This window comes from Halomonas denitrificans, from assembly GCA_019800895.1.
Lineage (GTDB): Bacteria > Pseudomonadota > Gammaproteobacteria > Xanthomonadales > Wenzhouxiangellaceae.
This window is the reverse complement of the sequence record JAHVKF010000001.1, coordinates 444,415-460,876: the sequence shown is the minus strand read 5'-3', so window position 1 is coordinate 460,876 and position 16,462 is coordinate 444,415. Positions and strand designations below refer to the sequence as shown.

General features: G+C 66.8%; 14 protein-coding genes. 9 read left to right on the top strand and 5 right to left on the bottom strand.

Annotation, left to right across the window (positions count from 1 at the left end):
- The first annotated feature begins 92 nt into the window (after positions 1-92).
- The 3 genes from KUV67_02015 (at position 93) to gcvH (ending at position 3,350) form a co-directional block, all read left to right on the top strand.
- Positions 93-1,643 carry an iron ABC transporter permease gene (locus KUV67_02015; GenBank protein ID MBY6203644.1) on the top strand — a complete coding sequence of 517 codons (1,551 nt, stop codon included), beginning with the start codon at positions 93-95 and terminating at the stop codon, positions 1,641-1,643.
- A 126-nt stretch (positions 1,644-1,769) separates the two neighbouring features.
- A complete protein-coding gene (gene gcvT, locus KUV67_02010; GenBank protein MBY6203643.1) occupies positions 1,770-2,870 on the top strand; it encodes a glycine cleavage system aminomethyltransferase GcvT in 1,101 nt (366 codons plus the stop codon).
- A 93-nt stretch (positions 2,871-2,963) separates the two neighbouring features.
- Positions 2,964-3,350 carry a glycine cleavage system protein GcvH gene (gene gcvH / locus KUV67_02005; GenBank protein MBY6203642.1) on the top strand — a complete coding sequence of 129 codons (387 nt, stop codon included), beginning with the start codon at positions 2,964-2,966 and terminating at the stop codon, positions 3,348-3,350.
- 39 nt (positions 3,351-3,389) lie between these two features.
- Here gcvH and KUV67_02000 read toward each other — a convergent pair whose 3' ends face one another.
- On the bottom strand, positions 3,390-3,848 hold the full coding sequence (locus KUV67_02000; protein MBY6203641.1) for an Lrp/AsnC family transcriptional regulator: 459 nt from the start codon (positions 3,846-3,848) through the stop codon (positions 3,390-3,392).
- Positions 3,849-3,964: 116 nt separating this feature from the next.
- Between KUV67_02000 and megL the strand changes: the two genes are divergently transcribed.
- On the top strand, positions 3,965-5,173 hold the full coding sequence (gene megL, locus KUV67_01995; GenBank protein ID MBY6203640.1) for a methionine gamma-lyase: 1,209 nt from the start codon (positions 3,965-3,967) through the stop codon (positions 5,171-5,173).
- A gap of 27 nt (positions 5,174-5,200) precedes the next feature.
- Here the strand turns inward: megL and KUV67_01990 are convergent, their stop codons facing one another.
- Entirely contained in the window at positions 5,201-5,653 is a 453-nt protein-coding gene (locus KUV67_01990; protein ID MBY6203639.1) for a DUF962 domain-containing protein, read from the bottom strand.
- A gap of 108 nt (positions 5,654-5,761) precedes the next feature.
- On the opposite strand from KUV67_01990, the gene glmM reads away from it, so the two are divergent.
- Genes glmM through KUV67_01975 form a run of 3 tightly spaced genes read left to right on the top strand, consistent with a single transcriptional unit; the run spans position 5,762 to position 8,815 of the window.
- Positions 5,762-7,135: a phosphoglucosamine mutase gene (gene glmM, locus KUV67_01985; GenBank protein ID MBY6203638.1), complete on the top strand. Its 1,374-nt coding sequence runs from the start codon at positions 5,762-5,764 to the stop codon at positions 7,133-7,135.
- Complete coding sequence (locus tag KUV67_01980) at positions 7,125-8,078, top strand: isopenicillin N synthase family oxygenase (GenBank protein MBY6203637.1); 954 nt, start codon at positions 7,125-7,127, stop codon at positions 8,076-8,078. The genes glmM and KUV67_01980 overlap by 11 nt, the downstream gene beginning before the upstream one ends.
- Positions 8,079-8,137: 59 nt before the next feature.
- A complete protein-coding gene (locus KUV67_01975; protein MBY6203636.1) occupies positions 8,138-8,815 on the top strand; it encodes a hypothetical protein in 678 nt (225 codons plus the stop codon).
- 97 nt (positions 8,816-8,912) lie between these two features.
- Here the strand turns inward: KUV67_01975 and KUV67_01970 are convergent, their stop codons facing one another.
- The 3 genes from KUV67_01970 to tdh form a co-directional block, all read right to left on the bottom strand.
- Positions 8,913-9,353, bottom strand: coding sequence for a potassium channel family protein (locus KUV67_01970; protein ID MBY6203635.1), 441 nt, complete (start codon positions 9,351-9,353; stop codon positions 8,913-8,915).
- Positions 9,354-9,413: 60 nt separating this feature from the next.
- Positions 9,414-10,607, bottom strand: a complete 1,194-nt coding sequence (gene kbl / locus KUV67_01965; GenBank protein ID MBY6203634.1) for a glycine C-acetyltransferase — start codon at positions 10,605-10,607, stop codon at positions 9,414-9,416.
- Positions 10,608-10,834: 227 nt separating this feature from the next.
- Positions 10,835-11,878: an L-threonine 3-dehydrogenase gene (gene tdh, locus KUV67_01960; protein ID MBY6203633.1), complete on the bottom strand. Its 1,044-nt coding sequence runs from the start codon at positions 11,876-11,878 to the stop codon at positions 10,835-10,837.
- 188 nt (positions 11,879-12,066) lie between these two features.
- On the opposite strand from tdh, the gene KUV67_01955 reads away from it, so the two are divergent.
- Both KUV67_01955 and KUV67_01950 read left to right on the top strand, forming a co-directional pair.
- Complete coding sequence (locus KUV67_01955; GenBank protein ID MBY6203632.1) at positions 12,067-13,194, top strand: efflux RND transporter periplasmic adaptor subunit; 1,128 nt, start codon at positions 12,067-12,069, stop codon at positions 13,192-13,194.
- Positions 13,194-16,244, top strand: coding sequence for an efflux RND transporter permease subunit (locus KUV67_01950; GenBank protein ID MBY6203631.1), 3,051 nt, complete (start codon positions 13,194-13,196; stop codon positions 16,242-16,244). The genes KUV67_01955 and KUV67_01950 overlap by 1 nt, the downstream gene beginning before the upstream one ends.
- Positions 16,245-16,462: the final 218 nt, after the last annotated feature.

Sequence of the window (16,462 nt, the reverse complement as noted above, 5' to 3'; positions counted from 1 at the left end):
GATCGGCTCCGGTGATTGCGCCGGCGGATCTCCCGCCGGCGCCGGTTCGACGCGGCAAGACGCGCCGGCGGCCGTCGACGCGCTTGCTGCTGATGGCGCCGCTGCTGGCGCTGGTCGGGCTGCCGATACTGATGCTCGCCCTGAGCTGGCTTCAGGTCGACGGCGAAGTCTGGAGCCATCTCTCGACCTGGCTGCTGCCCCGGCTGATCGGGCACAGCGCTCTCCTGCTCGGCGTGGTCGGCGTCGGCGTGGCCGTGCTCGGCGTCGGCCTCGCCTGGCTGTCGGCCTGCTGCGAGTATCCGCTCCGGCGCTGGCTCGATCCCCTGCTGATTCTTCCGCTGGCCTTTCCGACCTACGTGCTGGCGTTCATCTACCTCGGCCTGCTGGACTTCGCCGGGCCGCTGCAGACCGCCCTGCGCGAAGCCTTCGGCGCCACCCCCGGCTGGCTCGGCGCGCTGGCCCGGCCGGCCGGCGTGCTGCCGATCCTGGTACTGGCGTTCTATCCCTATGTCTACCTGCTCGCGCGCGCCTCGTTCAGCGCAGGAGGACTGGTGGCCTTCGAGGCCGGCCGCAGCCTGGGGGCCGGTCCGGTGAGCGTGTTCCTGCGGGTCAGCCTGCCGGCGGCCCGACCGGCGATCGTGGCCGGCCTGGCCCTGGCCCTGATGGAAGCGCTGGCCGACTTCGGTGCGGTCTCGATCTACGGATTCGACACCTTCACCACCGCGATCTACCGGACCTGGCTGGGCCTGTTCGACCTGCGCGCGGCCACCCAGCTCGCCTCCCTGCTGATGGCCTTCATGCTCGTCCTGGTGTTCGCCGAGCGCGCCAGCCGCTCGGCGCGGGTCCGGCGCGCGGAGCGCCGAACGGTACCGAACCGCATCGTGCTGCGGGGCGCCCGGGGCTGGGCGGCCACCGCGCTGCAGTCGGCGGTGCTGCTGGCCGCCGTGATCATTCCGCTGGTCCAGCTGCTGGCGTGGTCCCTGCCGTCGATCGGCGGCATGGCCGACGCCGGCGCCCTGCGACTGATCGGCAACACCGTGATGCTGGGGGCGCTGGGTGCTGCCGGGGTCGTGGCCGGCGGCCTCGTCCTGTTGCTCGCCGGCTACCGCGCGTCGCGCCGTTTTACGCTGCTGAGCGAGCTGGCCGCGAGCGGCTACGCGATTCCGGGCACGGTGCTGGCCGTGGCGATCATGCTCGCGCTGACGGGCGTCGACCGGGTGCTCGAGACGACCCTGGCCGGCGGCCTGCTCGCGCTCCTCCTGGCCTACCTGATCCGCTTCGTGCGCGTGGCCTGGGGCCCGCTGGAAGGCGTGGCGGCGCGAATCCGGCCCGAGCTGTTCGAGAGTGCGCGCAGTCTCGGCGCGTCCCGCTGGGAGCGCCTGTGGCGGGTCATGCTGCCGCTGCTCCGGCCGGGCCTGGCCACGGCTTTCCTGCTCGCCCTGGTCGAGATCGCAAAGGAAATGCCGGCCACGCTGATGCTCCGGCCCTTCGGCTGGGATACGCTCGCGACCCGCATCTACGAACTGACCGCCGAGGGCCAATGGGAACGGGCGGCCCTGCCGGCGCTGGTCCTCGTCGTGCTCGGCGCGATTCCTGCCGTGTTGCTGATGCGGCGGCTCGGCGGTCGCACCGCCGATCGCTGACGCGGCGAGCGCCGACCTGCGTGACGTCGCCTCGGCAACGACGATCGGGCAGATTCCGGGGCGCTTCCCGGCTACACTAACCGGCTGCTCCGTCACGACCTTCTCGAAAGGTTCAACGAGACTTCAATGGCTGCAAAGACTCCCCTGTACGACGCCCATATCGAGGCCGGTGCCCGGATGGTGGAATTCGCCGGCTGGTCGCTGCCGATTCGCTACGGCTCCCTGGTCGAGGAACACCAGGCGGTGCGCGAGCGCGCGGGGATGTTCGACGTGTCGCACATGACCGTCGTGGACGTGGAGGGCGACGGCGCGCGCGAAGGTCTGCGCCGGCTGCTCGCCAACGACGTCGACAAGATCCGCGAGGACGGCCAGGCCATCTACGGCTGCATGCTGAACGACGACGGCGGCATCATCGATGACCTCATCACCTACCGCATCGAGGCGGGCTTCTATCGCCTGGTCGTCAATGCCGCGACGCGCGACGGCGACCTGGCGTGGATGAACGAACGGCTGGCCGGGGAGGACGTCACGATCCGCGAGCGCGACGACCTTGCCATGCTGGCCGTGCAGGGGCCCGAAGCGCGCGCTGTGCTCGCCGAGCGCCTAGGCGTGCCGGATATCGAGCATCTGAAGCCGTTCCGCTCGATGCTCCACGGCGAACTGTTCATCGCGCGAACCGGTTACACCGGCGAGGACGGCTGCGAGATCGTGCTGCCGAACGGGCTGATCGGGGACCTGTTCCAGACCCTGCTCGACGCCGGCGTTGCGCCCTGCGGGCTGGGTGCGCGCGATTCCCTCCGCCTCGAGGCCGGCCTGAACCTCTACGGCCAGGACATGGATACGACCACCACCCCGCTGGAGTCGAACCTGGCCTGGACGGTGGCGTTCGAGCCCTCCGAACGGGACTTCATCGGCCGGGGCGCGCTCGAGGCCCAGCGCGAGGGCGGAGTCGATCGCCAGCTCGTCGGGCTGGTGCTCGGGACCGGGGGCATTCCTCGTTCCGGTGCCCGGGTGATCACCGCGTCGGGCGACGGCGAAGTGACCAGCGGCGGATTCGGGCCCACGGTGGGTCGGCCGGTGGCGATGGCCCGGATTCCGACCGGAGCGAGCGGCGAGGTCGAGGTCGAGCTTCGCGGCAAGCGCCTGCCGGCGCGCGTCGTCAAGCTGCCCTTCGTCCGCAACGGCCGGGTCGCCGAGGCCGTCCTCGCCGAACCCGACGATGGCTGAACGGCCGGCGCGCAGCGCGTGTTGCGCTGACAATCCCCTGGCCGGAAGGCTAGAATCCCGGACCTGGTCTACTTTCGAATCGAGGACGTCGAGATGAGCGAGATTCCGTCGGAACTGCGTTACGCGGACAGCCACGAGTGGGCCGAGTCCCAGGACGACGGCCTGGTCCGGGTCGGCATCAGCGACCACGCCCAGGAGCAGCTCGGCGACCTGGTGTTCGTCGAGCTGCCGGAAGAAGGCGCAACCGTCACCCGAGGCGAAGCCTGCGCCGTCGTCGAATCGGTCAAGGCTGCATCGGACATCTACTCGCCGGTCACCGGCGAGGTCGTCGCGATCAACGGACTGCTCGAGGATTCGCCCGAGACGGTCAACAACGACCCCTACGGTGACGGCTGGCTGTTCACGGTCAAGCCGGAAGACGAGGGAGAGCTCGACGAGTTGATGGACGCCGAGGCCTACGGCGAACATCTCGAGGATTGAACGCGATCGGCGCCGGCCTGTCCGGCCTCCGAGCCTGCATCATCCTCGAGCGGGCAGAGCGCGTGCCTGCTTGACCACCCCATAGGCGAAACTCGTATCGATCGAGCCGATCCCGGGGATCGTATGGATCACGTCCCGGATGAACCGCTCGTAGCCCTCCAGGCTGCGGGCCACCACCCGCATCAGGTAGTCGCGCTGTCCGGTCATCAGGAAGCAGTCGAGGATCTCTTCGATCGCGCGGACCCGGCGCTCGAATTCCGCAACGGTCCGCGTATCGTGGCGTTGCAGAGCGATCCGTACGAACACGGTGATCGGGTAGCCGAGCGCCGACTGGTCGACGATCGCGGTGTAGCCGCGAATCACCCCCCTGGCTTCGAGTTGGCGCACGCGCCGCAGGCACGGCGACGGCGACAGGCTCACGCGCTCGGCCAGTTCCTGGTTGCTCAGCCGGCCACTCAGTTGCAGTTCGTGCGCGATTTGAAGATCTTTCTTGTCCACGGGGGGATCTGGATTGGCAGATTCTGCCAGTATCCTGCGCTGTGCGAGGAGATTTGGCAAGCATCTTTCGCCGGGGCAGCAGTAGGCTGGTCGCCTCGACCGAAAGGGCCCGTTCGATGCACCCGTCCAAAGACCTCGAGCCCGGGTTCGCCACCCGTGCAATCCATGCCGGCGACGCCGGTGATCCCCACGGCGCGCTGACACCGCCGGTTCACCTGACCTCGACGTTCACCTTCGATCGGGTGGCCGACGGCGCGGCGCGCTTCGCCGGTGAGCAGCCGGGTCATGTCTATTCGCGCATCTCCAATCCCACCGTCGATCTGCTCGAACGCCGGGTCGCGTCGCTGGAGGGCGGCGAAGCGGCGCTGGCGACCGCGTCCGGGATGGGCGCGATCACGTCGCTGCTCTGGACACTGGTCGCGCCCGGGGACGAAATCATTGCCGACGAAGCGCTCTACGGCTGCACGTATTCGTTTCTCCACCATGGACTCGCCCGCTTCGGCGTGCGGGTCCGGCACATCGATCTTTCCGACGCGGACCGACTGGCCCGGGCGATCGGACCGTCCACCAGGGTGGTGTACTTCGAAACGCCGGCCAATCCGACCATGCGCCTGGTCGACGTCGAGGCGGTTTCGACGATCGCACGCCGGGCGGGCGCGACCGTGGTCGTCGACAACACCTACGCCACGCCGGTGCTGACCCGGCCGATCGAACGCGGGGCCGACTATGTCGTCCACTCCGCCACCAAGTACCTCGGGGGACACGGCGACCTCGTCGCCGGCCTGGTGGTCGGGCCGGCCGAGGGCATGGAACGCGTCCGCCTGGAAGGGCTGAAGGACCTGACCGGCGCGGTCATGGCACCGCTGACCGCGCACCTGGTGATGCGTGGCCTGAAGACCCTGGAGCTGCGCATGCAGCGTCATTGCCAGTCGGCGGGCCGGATCGCGACCTGGCTGGAGCGCCAGGCCGGCGTGGCCCGCGTCCACTACCCGGGGCTGGGGTCGTGTCCGCAGCGCGAGCTCGCCGTTCGACAGATGGCCGGATTCGGCGGCATGATCGCCTTCGAACTCGAGGGCGGGCTGGACGCCGGCGTCCGTTTCATGGATTCGCTGCAGCTGATCCGCAGGGCCGTCTCGCTCGGCGACGCCGAGTCGCTGGTCCAGCACCCTGCGAGCATGACCCACTCGACGATGACCGCCGAGGAGCGCGCGCGCCACGGGATCGCCGAGGGCCTGATCCGGCTTTCGGTGGGACTGGAAACGCCGGAAGACCTGGTCGGTGATCTGGATTCGGCGCTGGCGGCCTCGCGGCTGCGTGCGGCTTGAACCCGTCGCTTCGAGGAAAGGAGCGAGCTAGTACGACCAGCCCAGTTTCCGATAGACGAAGCCCAGCAGCCACGCCGGGCCGATGAGGAGGAATTGCAGGTCCTTGAAGAAGCTCGGTTTCCGGCCTTCGATGTGGTGGCCGATGAACTGGCCGATCCAGCTGAGCACGAAGACCGCGAGACCGATCTGCCACAGCGGAATCGCGACGCTGGACTCGATCAGCGCGCAGAGCCCCAGGCACAGGAGCAGGAACAGGCCCAGTCCGATCGCCAGGGGAATCGACAGGGCGAGGTACCAGGCTTCGGCCAGGATCGCCATCGCCACGGCCCAGTTCAACCAGTCGAAGGGCGACGGGATCGACCAGATCAGCGCGGTCACGCTCCACACGATCAGCGGCACGCAGATCCAGTGAATCCGCTTGTTGGTCGAATTGCGATGACTCTGGCCATAGTCGCGGAACCACTCGTCGGCGGTGCGCATCGGGGCTCTCCGTCGTGGTGTCTGGAGCGACAGTCTGTCCAGTCGCCGGCCGGCGTGTCAACCGGTGCCGATGCCGGTCGGGCGGGGCGGTGGCGTAAAATGGCGCGCATGAGCTTCAAGTACTTCGGCACCGACGGCATTCGCGGCCGCGTCGGTGAGTCGCCGATCACCGCGGAATTCGCATTGCGCCTGGGCTGGGCCACTGGCCGCACGCTGGAGGAACAGCATGGAGGGCCGGTCCGTGTCGTGATCGGCAAGGACACCCGGATTTCGGGTTACCTGTTCGAATCGGCGCTCGAGGCCGGTCTGGCCGCGGCGGGCGCCGAGGTCCTGCTGCTCGGGCCGATGCCCACGCCCGCGGTCGCCCACATGACACGCTCGATGGGGGCGGCGGCCGGCATCGTGATCTCGGCCTCGCACAACCCGTATCACGACAACGGAATCAAGTTCTTCTCCGGCAGCGCACAGAAGATGCCCGACGCGATCCAGCACCGGATCGAGCAGGCGCTCGAACTCGAGATGCAGCACGTCGCACCGGAACGGCTGGGCAAGGCGCGGCGAATCGACGACGCGACGGGACGCTACGTGGAGTTCTGCAAGGGAACGGTGCAGCACGGCGTCCGCTTCGACGGGCTGAAGCTGGTCGTCGACTGCGCCAACGGCGCGACCTTCCGCATCGCGCCGCACGTGTTCCGCGAACTCGGGGCCCGGGTGGTGGCGACCCACTGCGAACCGGACGGGCTGAACATCAACCGGGATTGCGGATCCACCCATCCCGGCGGCATGGCTGCTCGCGTGGCCGCAGAAGGTGCCGATGTCGGTGTCGCGTTCGACGGCGACGGCGACCGGGTCATCCTGGCCGACGCCGGCGGCAACGTGGTCGACGGCGATGGCATCCTGTACGCACTGGCGTGCAGCCGCCGGGCCGCCGGAGGCCTCGACGGCGGGGTGGTCGGCACGGTCATGAGCAATTTCGGTCTCGAAGAGGCTTTCGGTCGACACGGAATCGAGTTCGCTCGCGCGCAGGTCGGGGATCGTCACGTGCACGAAGCGCTCGTCGATCGCGGCTGGACACTGGGCGGCGAAGCCTCCGGCCACATTCTCTGCCTCGATCGGGCGAGCACCGGCTGCGGTATTGTGAGCGCGCTCCAGGTGCTGGAGGCCATGGTCTCCAGCGGTCGCTCGCTGGCCGAACTGGTCGCCGACCTGCACAGGTATCCGCAGGTGATGGTCAACGTCGAGGTCGATGGTGCCGACCGGCAGGCCCTGCATCGAAGGCCGGCAATCGCCGAGGCGATCGACGACGCCGAGCGCTCGCTCGACGGGCAAGGGCGGATCGTCCTGCGGCCCTCCGGGACCGAACCGGTGGTCCGGGTGATGGTCGAGGCGCCGCAAGAGTCCCGGGCGCGGGAGCTGGCCGCATCGCTGGCCGACATCGTACAGAACGAAGCACGACGAACGGAATCGAACAATGGACACTGAACGCTACGGGATCCCGGTCCTCGACCTGGAAGAGTTCACCGGCAAGCGCGACGACTTCACCGACGCCCTCGGCGCCGCGTATCGCGAATACGGCTTCGCTGGCATCACCCACCACGGCGTCGACGATGCCCTGATCGAACGGGCGTACGACCGCTTCAAGGCGTTCTTCGCCCTGCCCCCGGACGTCAAGCAGGCCTACCACCTGCCCGGCAGGGGCGGCGCGCGCGGCTACACCGGCTTCGGCGTGGAGCAGGCCAAGGACCACGATGTGCCCGATCTGAAGGAATTCTGGCACGTGGGCCGGGAGCTGGACGCGGGCGCGGACAACCCGCACCCGGACATCCTGCTGCCCAATCTCTGGCCCGACGAGGTCGAGGGGTTCCGCGCCGCGGCGCTCGCCCTGTACGGCGCGCTGGACAATCTCGGGCGGCGCATGCTGTCCGCGATCGCGATCGACCTCGGCCTGCCGTCGGACTGGTTCGCCGACAAGGTCGATCTTGGCAATTCGATCCTTCGACCGATCCACTACCCGCCGATCCGCGACGCCGTCCCGGGCGCCGTGCGCGCTGCCCGCCACGAGGACATCAACCTGATCACGCTGCTGATCGGTTCGCGCGAGCAGGGCCTGGAGATTCTCAGCAAGAAGGGCGAGTGGATTCCGGTCACGACCGTGCCGGGTACCATCATCGTCAACGTCGGCGACATGCTCCAGCGCCTGACCAACCACGTCTACCAGTCGACCACCCACCGCGTCGTCAACCCGCCCGGCGACCTGGCGGCCAAGGCGCGCTATTCGATCCCGTTCTTCCTTCACCCGAACCCGGACTTCGTCATCGAGACGCTGCCGCAATGCATCAGCGACGACAAGCCGAACCGCTACCCGGAGCCGATCACCTCGCACGGGTACCTGATGGAGCGGCTGCGGGAGATCAAGCTGGCCTAGCGGATCGAGGGGGCAGCTTCAAAGGCAATTAGTCCGCAGATGAACGCAGATGAACGCGGATGAGAAACCTCGAAGACACTGAATTGGCAGGTCCATTCGATACCATCCGGGCATTCGTTGTTCTGTTGCTGTTTGGTTCATTTCAAGTAGGGCCCGTCCATTCTCAAGTGGGTGATCTGGACTACAGCCTGTCGCATGGCCGAGAGTCCCAGGTTGCGGCGTTCCGCAAGTGCTTGGAGATGCAAGCGCAGGTTCCGAGTACGGTCGATGAAGTCATGCTGGCGGCTGGAGAATGCCTGCCCGATGATGACCTTCGTTCAGGGGCGGTTGCCAGCGGACGTGCGCTGGTCGAGTATCAGGCTCTTCGGCGCGATCGCTCTTCTCCGGACACCCGAATCTTCATGTTTCTCGACCTTGTTCGACCCGAGTTTCATCAGGAGCTGATGAGTCTTGAACTGGGGCGCGCGATCGAGAATGGTCGATCCACCGATCTGTTTGTCGAGTCAATCGCCTACCATGCAGGTCGTTTCGCGGCGGAGGCCAAGCATTGCTGCACGGAAGATTGGTCCGATGAAGGGACATCGTGCACTTGGCCATCCCTGGGTGCTGCGACCCTGCACTCGATTCTCTTCGGCAATGCGGGCGAGCCGGTGGACTTCCTGTCACTCATTCGCGTCTATGACTCGAACTCCCATTGCAATGCCTTGTTTGCCCGGAGGTCATCTCGGCCAGAGTAGCTGAATCTGGCGGGTGGTAACCCAGGGGTTTCATCTGTGTTGATCTGCGTTCATCTGCGGACAGAATTCGCTTTTCGTTTGTCGCGAAGTCCGTTCTTTACAACGACTCCTCGTCTCCCGCCCCCCAGGCGCGGGCCATGATCAGGTAGGTGAAGGATGCCGACCAGGTGATCAGCATGAATCCGGTCAGGGCCTCGGTGCCGGCCAGGAAGCGTATCGGCCCGATCGCGGTGAGTTCGCCCCAGCCCACGGTGGTGTAGGTGGCTGCGGAGAAGTAGACGTAGTCGAGGAAAGTGAATTCCTCGTAGCCCAGAACCTCACCGAAGTCACCGGCAAGGTCGAGGACGAAGAAGCCGGCCGCGAACAGCCAGATTTCGGCGACGTGGGCAAGCAGCAGGGCGAACATCACAAGAAGCAGCGTCCGACGGTCCCGTCGACGCCAGAAGGGACCGCGCGACGGACGGCCCACCCATCGGTTCAGCACCGCGATGATCTCGTAATGGAGGACGACGGCCAGCGTCACGATGCCGGCGGTCATCAGCGTGACCACCCATTCGTTGACCCCGACCTGGCCGAACATCGTCAGCTCATCGCCGGATCAATTCACGACACCGAGCTCGCGGCCGACCTTGACGAAGGCCTCGACGGCGCGCTCCAGGTGTTCCTGCTCGTGCGCCGCCGAGATCTGCAGCCGGATCCGGGCTTCGCCCTTCGGTACGACCGGGTAGAAGAAGCCGATCACGTAGATGCCTTCCTCGAGCAGGGCATCGGCCATCTTCTGGGCGAGCGGCGCGTCGTAGAGCATGACCGGCACGATCGGATGGTCGCCGGGCTTGATGTCGAAGCCGGCTTCGGTCATGGCGTTGCGGAAGTACTTCGTGTTGGCGACCAGCTTGTCGCGCAGCGCCGTGGACTCGTCGAGAATCTCGAACACCTTCAGGCTGGCCGCGACCAGCGGTGGCGCCAGCGAGTTCGAGAACAGGTAGGGTCGGGAGCGCTGGCGCAGCAGGTCGATGACTTCCTGGCGCGCAGTCGTGAAGCCGCCCATTCCGCCGCCCAGCGCCTTGCCCAGCGTCGAGGTGATGATGTCGACCTTGTCGAGTACCCCGTGATACTCGGGCGAGCCGCGGCCGGTCTTGCCGAAGAAACCGGTCGCGTGGCAGTCGTCGACCATGACCAGCGCGTCGTACTTCTCGGCAAGTTGGGTGATCTCGTCCAGCTTCGCGACGTAGCCGTCCATCGAGAACACGCCGTCGGTCACGATCATGCGCGTACGCTTGTCCCGGGTCTTCTTCAGCGCGTCCTCCAGCTGGTCCATGTCCGAGTTGGCGTAGCGATATCGATCGGCCTTGCACAGGCGGACGCCGTCGATGATCGAAGCGTGGTTCAGCGCATCCGAGATGATCGCGTCCTCCGGACCCAGCAGCGGCTCGAACAGTCCGCCGTTCGCGTCGAAGCAAGCCGCGTACAGGATCGTGTCGTCCTTGCCGTGGAAGTCGGCGATGACGCGCTCCAGTTCCTTGTGCAGGTCCTGGGTGCCGCAGATGAAGCGCACGGACGCCATGCCGAAGCCGTGGCCGTCCAGCGCGTCCTTGGCCGCCTGGATGATGTGCGGATGGTCGGCCAGGCCGAGGTAGTTGTTGGCGCAGAAGTTCAGTACCTCGCCACGCTCCTTCGTCTGGATCGCGACGCGCTGAGGCGTGGTGATCTGGCGCTCGCGCTTGTACAGGCCGGCCTCGTCGATCTCGGCCAGCTCGGCGCTGAAGCGTTCATAGGTCTTGGCGTCGGACATTCGGTTACCTCGAATTCTTGAAAGCGATATCTACCGCAGATGAACGCAGATTAACGCAGATGGTTCTTTTTCGAGGGGCGAGGGGAGAGGGGCTAGGGGCTAGTGATGACTCGCTCCACAGGTGTGTACTAGTCCCTGACCCCTAGTCCCTAGCCCCTTTTCCCTTTGCCCCCCCGGAGATCGCACGCCGGGCCGATATTGCACCCAGCATGAGACGAACTACCGTGTCAGGCCGCGGGCTCGATCTCGCCGGTCCAGTCGCAGACGACCTTGCCGCACTGACCGCGTGCCATCAGGTCGAACCCGGTCTCGAAGTCGTCGATGGCGATCTGGTGGGTCAGGACCTTGTCCAGCGGAAAGCCGGTCAGGACCATCTGGGTCATCTTGTACCAGGTCTCGTACATCCGGCGGCCGTAGATGCCGTGCATCTGCAGCCCCTTGAAGATCACCTTGTCCCAGTCGATGCCCGTGCCCGCCGGCAGGATACCGAGCAGGGCGACCTTGCCGCCGTTGTACATGGCCGTCAGCAGGTCGTTGAACGCCTGCGGGTTCCCCGACATCTCCATGCCGATGTCGAAGCCGTCGATGTCGAGTTCGTCGAGCACGTCGAGGAGGCGCTCGTTCCTGACGTTGATGGTTCGCGTCGCGCCCATGTCAGCGGCCAGTTTCAGGCGGTAGTCGTTGACGTCGCTGATCACGACGTGGCGCGCGCCGACGTGCTTGGCGATGCCCGCGGCGATGATCCCGATCGGCCCGGCGCCGGTGATCAGCACGTCCTCGCCGACCAGGTCGAACTGCAGCGCGCAGTGGGCGGCGTTGCCGAACGGGTCGAAGAACGCGGCCAGTTCCGAAGGAATCTCGTCGGGAATCGGCCAGAGGTTGGTCGCCGGGACGACGACGTATTCCGCGAAGCCGCCGTCGCGATTCACCCCGATGCCCTCGGTGTGCGGGCACAGGTGGGGTCGACCTGCGCGACAGTTGCGGCACACGCCGCAGACCACGTGCCCTTCGGCGGAGACGCGCTGGCCCTCTTCGTAGCCACGCACGCCGACGCCGATCTCGGCGATCGTGCCGACGAACTCGTGGCCGATCACCAGGGGCGGCTCGATCGTGCGCTGCGACCAGTCGTCCCACTGGTAGATGTGCAGGTCGGTTCCGCAGATCGCGGTCTTCTGGAGCTTGACCAGGACCTCCCCGGGGCCCGGCGAGGGGACCGGCACGTCTCGCAGTTCCAAACCCGGTGCCGCGGCAGGCTTGACCAGGGCGCGCATGGTCTGGGTCATGGCAGGTACTCCAGGGTGGTGAAGCCGCCCATTATACGAGTCCGGAAGCTGACCCCCGTCGCTGATCTCGGTCGCTGATCCGCGTCGCCATCCCCGTGCGCGCCGGAGCTCTTGTCACGCGACCGCCACGGCCCCACCTCATCCTATCTATCGACCCGCCGAACTCCGGAACCGCCATGTCCCGCGCTCCCCGCCTGCTGATCGGAATCGTCCTCGTCGTTCTCGTGCTCGGGGGGCTGTTCGGCCTGCGCTACCTGCAGCTCCAGCGCCAGCAGGCGATGATGTCGCAGGCGCCGCCGCCGGCCCAGGTGGACGCCGTGACGGCCGCCGAGCAGCGCTGGCCGGCCTCGCTGGCCGCGATCGGCGGCCTGCGGGCGGTCAACGGCGTGCGCGTCGCCAACGAAATCGCCGGCGTGGTCGATGCGATCGAGTTCGAGTCGGGACAGCGCGTCGAGGCCGGTGATCCGCTGGTCCATCTCGACGACGAGACCGATCGGGCCGCCCTGGAGACACGGCAGGCCGAGGCGCGCCTGGCGAGCCAGCAGTTCGAGCGCTTTTCCGACCTGATCGGGCAGGACGCGGTTTCGCGCGCCCAGTTCGACGAGGCGCGAGCCAACCGTGAGGCCGCCGAGGCCCGGGTGCACGAACAGGAAGCGATCGTGGCGAAGAAGACGGTCCGGGCGCCGTTCGACGGCGTGCTCGGCCTGCGCCAGGTCGATCTCGGGCAGTTCATCCCGGTCGGCACGCCGATCGTCGAGATCAACCAGCTCGACCCGATCCAGGTCGACTTCACGATCGGCGAACGCGATCTGCCCCTGGTCCGGGTCGGCGATCCCGTGGAAGTCCGGGTGGCGGCCTATGCCGACGAGGTCTTCAGCGGTGAGGTGCTGGCGATCGAGTCGTCGGTCCGCGCCGCGACCCGGACCGTCGAAGTCCGGGCCCGCCTCGACAATCCGGACGGCCGCTTGCGGCCGGGCATGTTCGCCAACGTGACGACGTTCCGGCAGGAGGTGCGCGATGTGGTCACCGTGCCGCGCACGGCGATTTCCTACAACACCTACGGCGATTTCGTGTTCGCGCTGCGTGAGCAGGACGGCGCGACGACGGTCGAGCGCGTCCAGGTCACCACTGGCGAGGTCCGCGACGGCCAGGTCGAGATCGTCGACGGCATCGAGCCGGGCACCCGCGTCGTGGCGGCGGGCCTGCTTCGCCTTCGTCCCGGTCAGCCGGTGAAGGTGAAGGAGGACGGTGACGGCGAATCCGCGTCGGCCTCCGGAGCCGGCGTTTCGACGGAGTCGCGCTGATGCGCTTCACCGACCTGTTCGTCCGGCGACCGGTGCTGTCGACGGTCGTCAGTCTCCTGATCCTGCTGCTCGGCGCTCGGGCCGCGCTGGAGCTCGAGGTCCGTCAGTACCCGGAGCTCCAGAGCACCACGGTCACCGTGACCACGGCCTACCCGGGCGCCGACTCGGAGCTGGTCAAGGGGTTCATCACCACGCCGCTGCAGCAGGCCATCGCCGAGGCCGAGGGCATCGACTTCCTGGCCTCGACCAGCGGGCAGGGCGTTTCGACGATCCAGGCACGCATGGTGCTGAACTACGACGCCAACGATGCGCTGGCCGAGATCCAGGCCAAGGTGGCCAGCCAGCGCAACGTGCTCCCCGAGGCGGCGCGCGACCCGGTCATCACCTCGACCACCGGCGAATCGACCGCGCTGATGTACATCGCCTTCTTCAGCGAGTCCATGCCGGTGCCGGAGATCACCGATTACCTGATCCGGGAGGTCCAGCCCAGACTTCAGGCGCTGCAGGGCGTGGGCAAGGCCGAGTTGATCGGGCGGACCTTCGCCCAGCGCATCTGGATCGATCCCCAGCGCCTGGCGGCGATCGACCTGACGGCCCGCGAGCTGATCGACGTGCTGCTGGCCAACAACTACCAGGCCGGTATCGGCAATACGCGGGACGAGCTGGTTCGCATCGATCTGTCGACGGACACGGACGTCTCCGACCCGGAGCAGTTCCGGCGCCTGGTGATCAAGGAAGACGACGGCGGCATCGTCCGCCTCGGTGATATCGCGCGGACGGAGCTGGGTTCGCAGACCTACAGCTCCATCGCAAACTACAAGGGCCAGCCCTCGACCTACGTCGCGATCGAGATGGCGCCGGGGGGCAATCCGCTGCAGGTCGCCGAGCGCGTGCGCAACGAGCTGCCCGGCATCCGCGATCAGCTGCCCGACGGGCTGGCGGTCGAGTTGCCCTACGACGCGTCCGAGTTCATCGACCAGTCGATCGACGAGGTGATCAAGACCCTGGTCGAAGCCGTGCTGATCGTGCTGGTGGTGGTGTTCCTGTCGCTGGGCTCGCTGCGTGCGGCGCTGGTGCCGTCGCTGGCCGTCCCCCTGTCGCTGATCGGCGGCGCCCTGATCATGCTGCTGTTCGGCTTCTCGCTGAACCTGTTGACCCTGCTGGCCCTGGTGCTGGCGATCGGGCTGGTGGTCGATGACGCGATCATCATCGTCGAGAACGTCCATCGCCATATCGAGGAAGGCGAAACGCCCTTCGAGGCGGCGCTGCACGGCGCGCGGGAGATGGCGACCCCGGTGATCGCCATGACCACGACGCTGATCGCGGTCTATGCACCGATCGGTTTCATGGGCGGCCTGGTCGGCGCGCTGTTCACGGAATTCGCCTTCACCCTGGCCGGAGCGGTGCTGGTCTCCGGCGTGGTCGCGCTGACGTTCTCGCCGATGCTGTCCGGCAAGGTGTTGAAGGCGAAGGGCGACGGCAACGAGCGCTCGCGCTTCGAGAGCGCGGTCGAACGCAACTTCGAGCGACTGTCGGGCGGCTACCGTCGCGCGCTGGCCTGGACCCTGAAGTCACCGGTGGTCGTGGTCGTGCTTTCGCTGGCGATCCTGGTCTCGATCGTCGGCATGTTCCGCTTGAGCCAGAACGAGCTGGCGCCGACGGAGGACCAGGGCATCCTGCTGTATTCGGGCACCGCGCCGCAGACGTCCACGCTGGAGTACCTCGAGACCTACGGCCAGGAGCTGCAGGCCCGCTTCGAACGGCTTCCGGGCTACGACGAGAGCTTCATGCTGCTCGGCGCCCTGTCGCCGAACACGGTGTTCGGCGGCTTCAAGCTGGCCCCCTGGGACGAACGGGACATCTCGCAGTTCGAGGTCGAGCCCATGCTGCAGCAGGCCGTCGGCGAGGTGACCGGCCTGCGGACCTCGGTCTTCACGCGCCCGTCCATTCCCGGCGCCGGCGACGGCCTGCCCGTCCAGTTCGTGATCACGAGCGCGCAGTCCTACGACCGGATCGTGGCGGTCGCCGATGAACTGCTCGGCCAGGCGATGCAGAGCGGACTGTTCATGTTCCTGCAGAAATCGATCGATTTCGATCGGCCGATGACCCGGGTGATCGTCGATCGGGATCGGGTCGCGGACCTGGGGCTGTCCATGGCCGATGTGGGCCGGGAGCTCTCCAGCCTGCTCGGCGGCGGCTACATCAACCGATTCAACATGCAGGGCCGGTCCTACGAGGTCATTCCCCAGGTCGAGCGCGTCTCCCGGGCGACCGCCGAAGACCTTTCGAACTACTACCTGCGAGCCGACTCCGGCGAGCTCGTGCCGATGGGCACGGTCGTGTCCTTCGACTCGGTCGTCGAGCCTTCGCAGCGGACCCAGTTCAACCAGCTCAACTCCCTGGCGCTGGAGGGCGTGCTCGCGCCCGGCGTGGCCATGGGCGACGCGGTGGAATTTCTCGAGCGCGAGGCCGCCGAGCGGTTTCCGCAGGGCTTCGGCTACGATTACAAGGGCCAGTCCCGCCAGTTCAAGCAGCAGGGCAGCGCACTGGTGGTCACGTTCTTCCTGTCGCTGCTCGTGATCTACCTGGTGCTGGCGGCGCAGTTCGAGAGCTGGCGCGACCCGTTCATCATCCTGGTCTCGGTGCCGCTGTCGATCGCAGGTGCCATGGCGTTCATCATGCTCGGTTTCGCCAGCATGAACATCTACACGCAGGTCGGCCTCATCACCTTGATCGGGGTCGTGGCGAAGAACGGCATCCTGATCGTCGAGTTCGCCAACCAGCTGCAGATCGACAAGGGTCTCGGCAAGCTCGAAGCGGTGCTGGACGCGGCCGCGATCCGCCTGCGCCCCATCCTGATGACCTCGGCAGCGCTGATCGTGGCCATGATCCCGCTGCTGATCGCCTCCGGCCCCGGCGCCGAGAGCCGCTTTGCGATCGGCCTGACGATCGCGACGGGCCTCGGCATCGGTACTGCCCTGACCGTCTTCGTCCTTCCCGCCTTCTACCTGCTGCTCGCGCGCGACCACTCGGCAAGAGCGGAGGCCTGATGCTTTCGTTTTTCTTGAACCCGAAATCCGGATGATGCGCGCAAAGACGCAAAGACGCAAAGACGTAAAGGCGCGAATAGAAAGGAAAAACTACTGAAACGTATTGAAAACGTGTTTTTGTGGAAACGCAGAATCGAGTAGAAAACGCGGATGGAGGAGCCCGACGGCCGGATGCGCGAACCGATGGCGCTTGCTTACGGGTGTCATGTATTCAATCC

Excerpts from the sequence above, each read along its gene's own strand:
- KUV67_02015 (MBY6203644.1), top strand. The coding sequence starts at position 93 with ATGGCGCCGCTGCTGGCGCTGGTCGGGCTGCCGATACTGATGCTCGCC.
- gcvT (MBY6203643.1), top strand. The coding sequence starts at position 1,770 with ATGGCTGCAAAGACTCCCCTGTACGACGCCCATATCGAGGCCGGTGCC.
- gcvH (MBY6203642.1), top strand. The coding sequence starts at position 2,964 with ATGAGCGAGATTCCGTCGGAACTGCGTTACGCGGACAGCCACGAGTGG.
- megL (MBY6203640.1), top strand. The coding sequence starts at position 3,965 with ATGCACCCGTCCAAAGACCTCGAGCCCGGGTTCGCCACCCGTGCAATC.
- KUV67_01990 (MBY6203639.1), bottom strand. The coding sequence starts at position 5,653 with ATGCGCACCGCCGACGAGTGGTTCCGCGACTATGGCCAGAGTCATCGC.
- glmM (MBY6203638.1), top strand. The coding sequence starts at position 5,762 with ATGAGCTTCAAGTACTTCGGCACCGACGGCATTCGCGGCCGCGTCGGT.
- KUV67_01980 (MBY6203637.1), top strand. The coding sequence starts at position 7,125 with ATGGACACTGAACGCTACGGGATCCCGGTCCTCGACCTGGAAGAGTTC.
- KUV67_01975 (MBY6203636.1), top strand. The coding sequence starts at position 8,138 with ATGAGAAACCTCGAAGACACTGAATTGGCAGGTCCATTCGATACCATC.
- KUV67_01970 (MBY6203635.1), bottom strand. The coding sequence starts at position 9,353 with ATGACCGCCGGCATCGTGACGCTGGCCGTCGTCCTCCATTACGAGATC.
- kbl (MBY6203634.1), bottom strand. The coding sequence starts at position 10,607 with ATGTCCGACGCCAAGACCTATGAACGCTTCAGCGCCGAGCTGGCCGAG.
- tdh (MBY6203633.1), bottom strand. The coding sequence starts at position 11,878 with ATGCGCGCCCTGGTCAAGCCTGCCGCGGCACCGGGTTTGGAACTGCGA.
- KUV67_01955 (MBY6203632.1), top strand. The coding sequence starts at position 12,067 with ATGTCCCGCGCTCCCCGCCTGCTGATCGGAATCGTCCTCGTCGTTCTC.
- KUV67_01950 (MBY6203631.1), top strand. The coding sequence starts at position 13,194 with ATGCGCTTCACCGACCTGTTCGTCCGGCGACCGGTGCTGTCGACGGTC.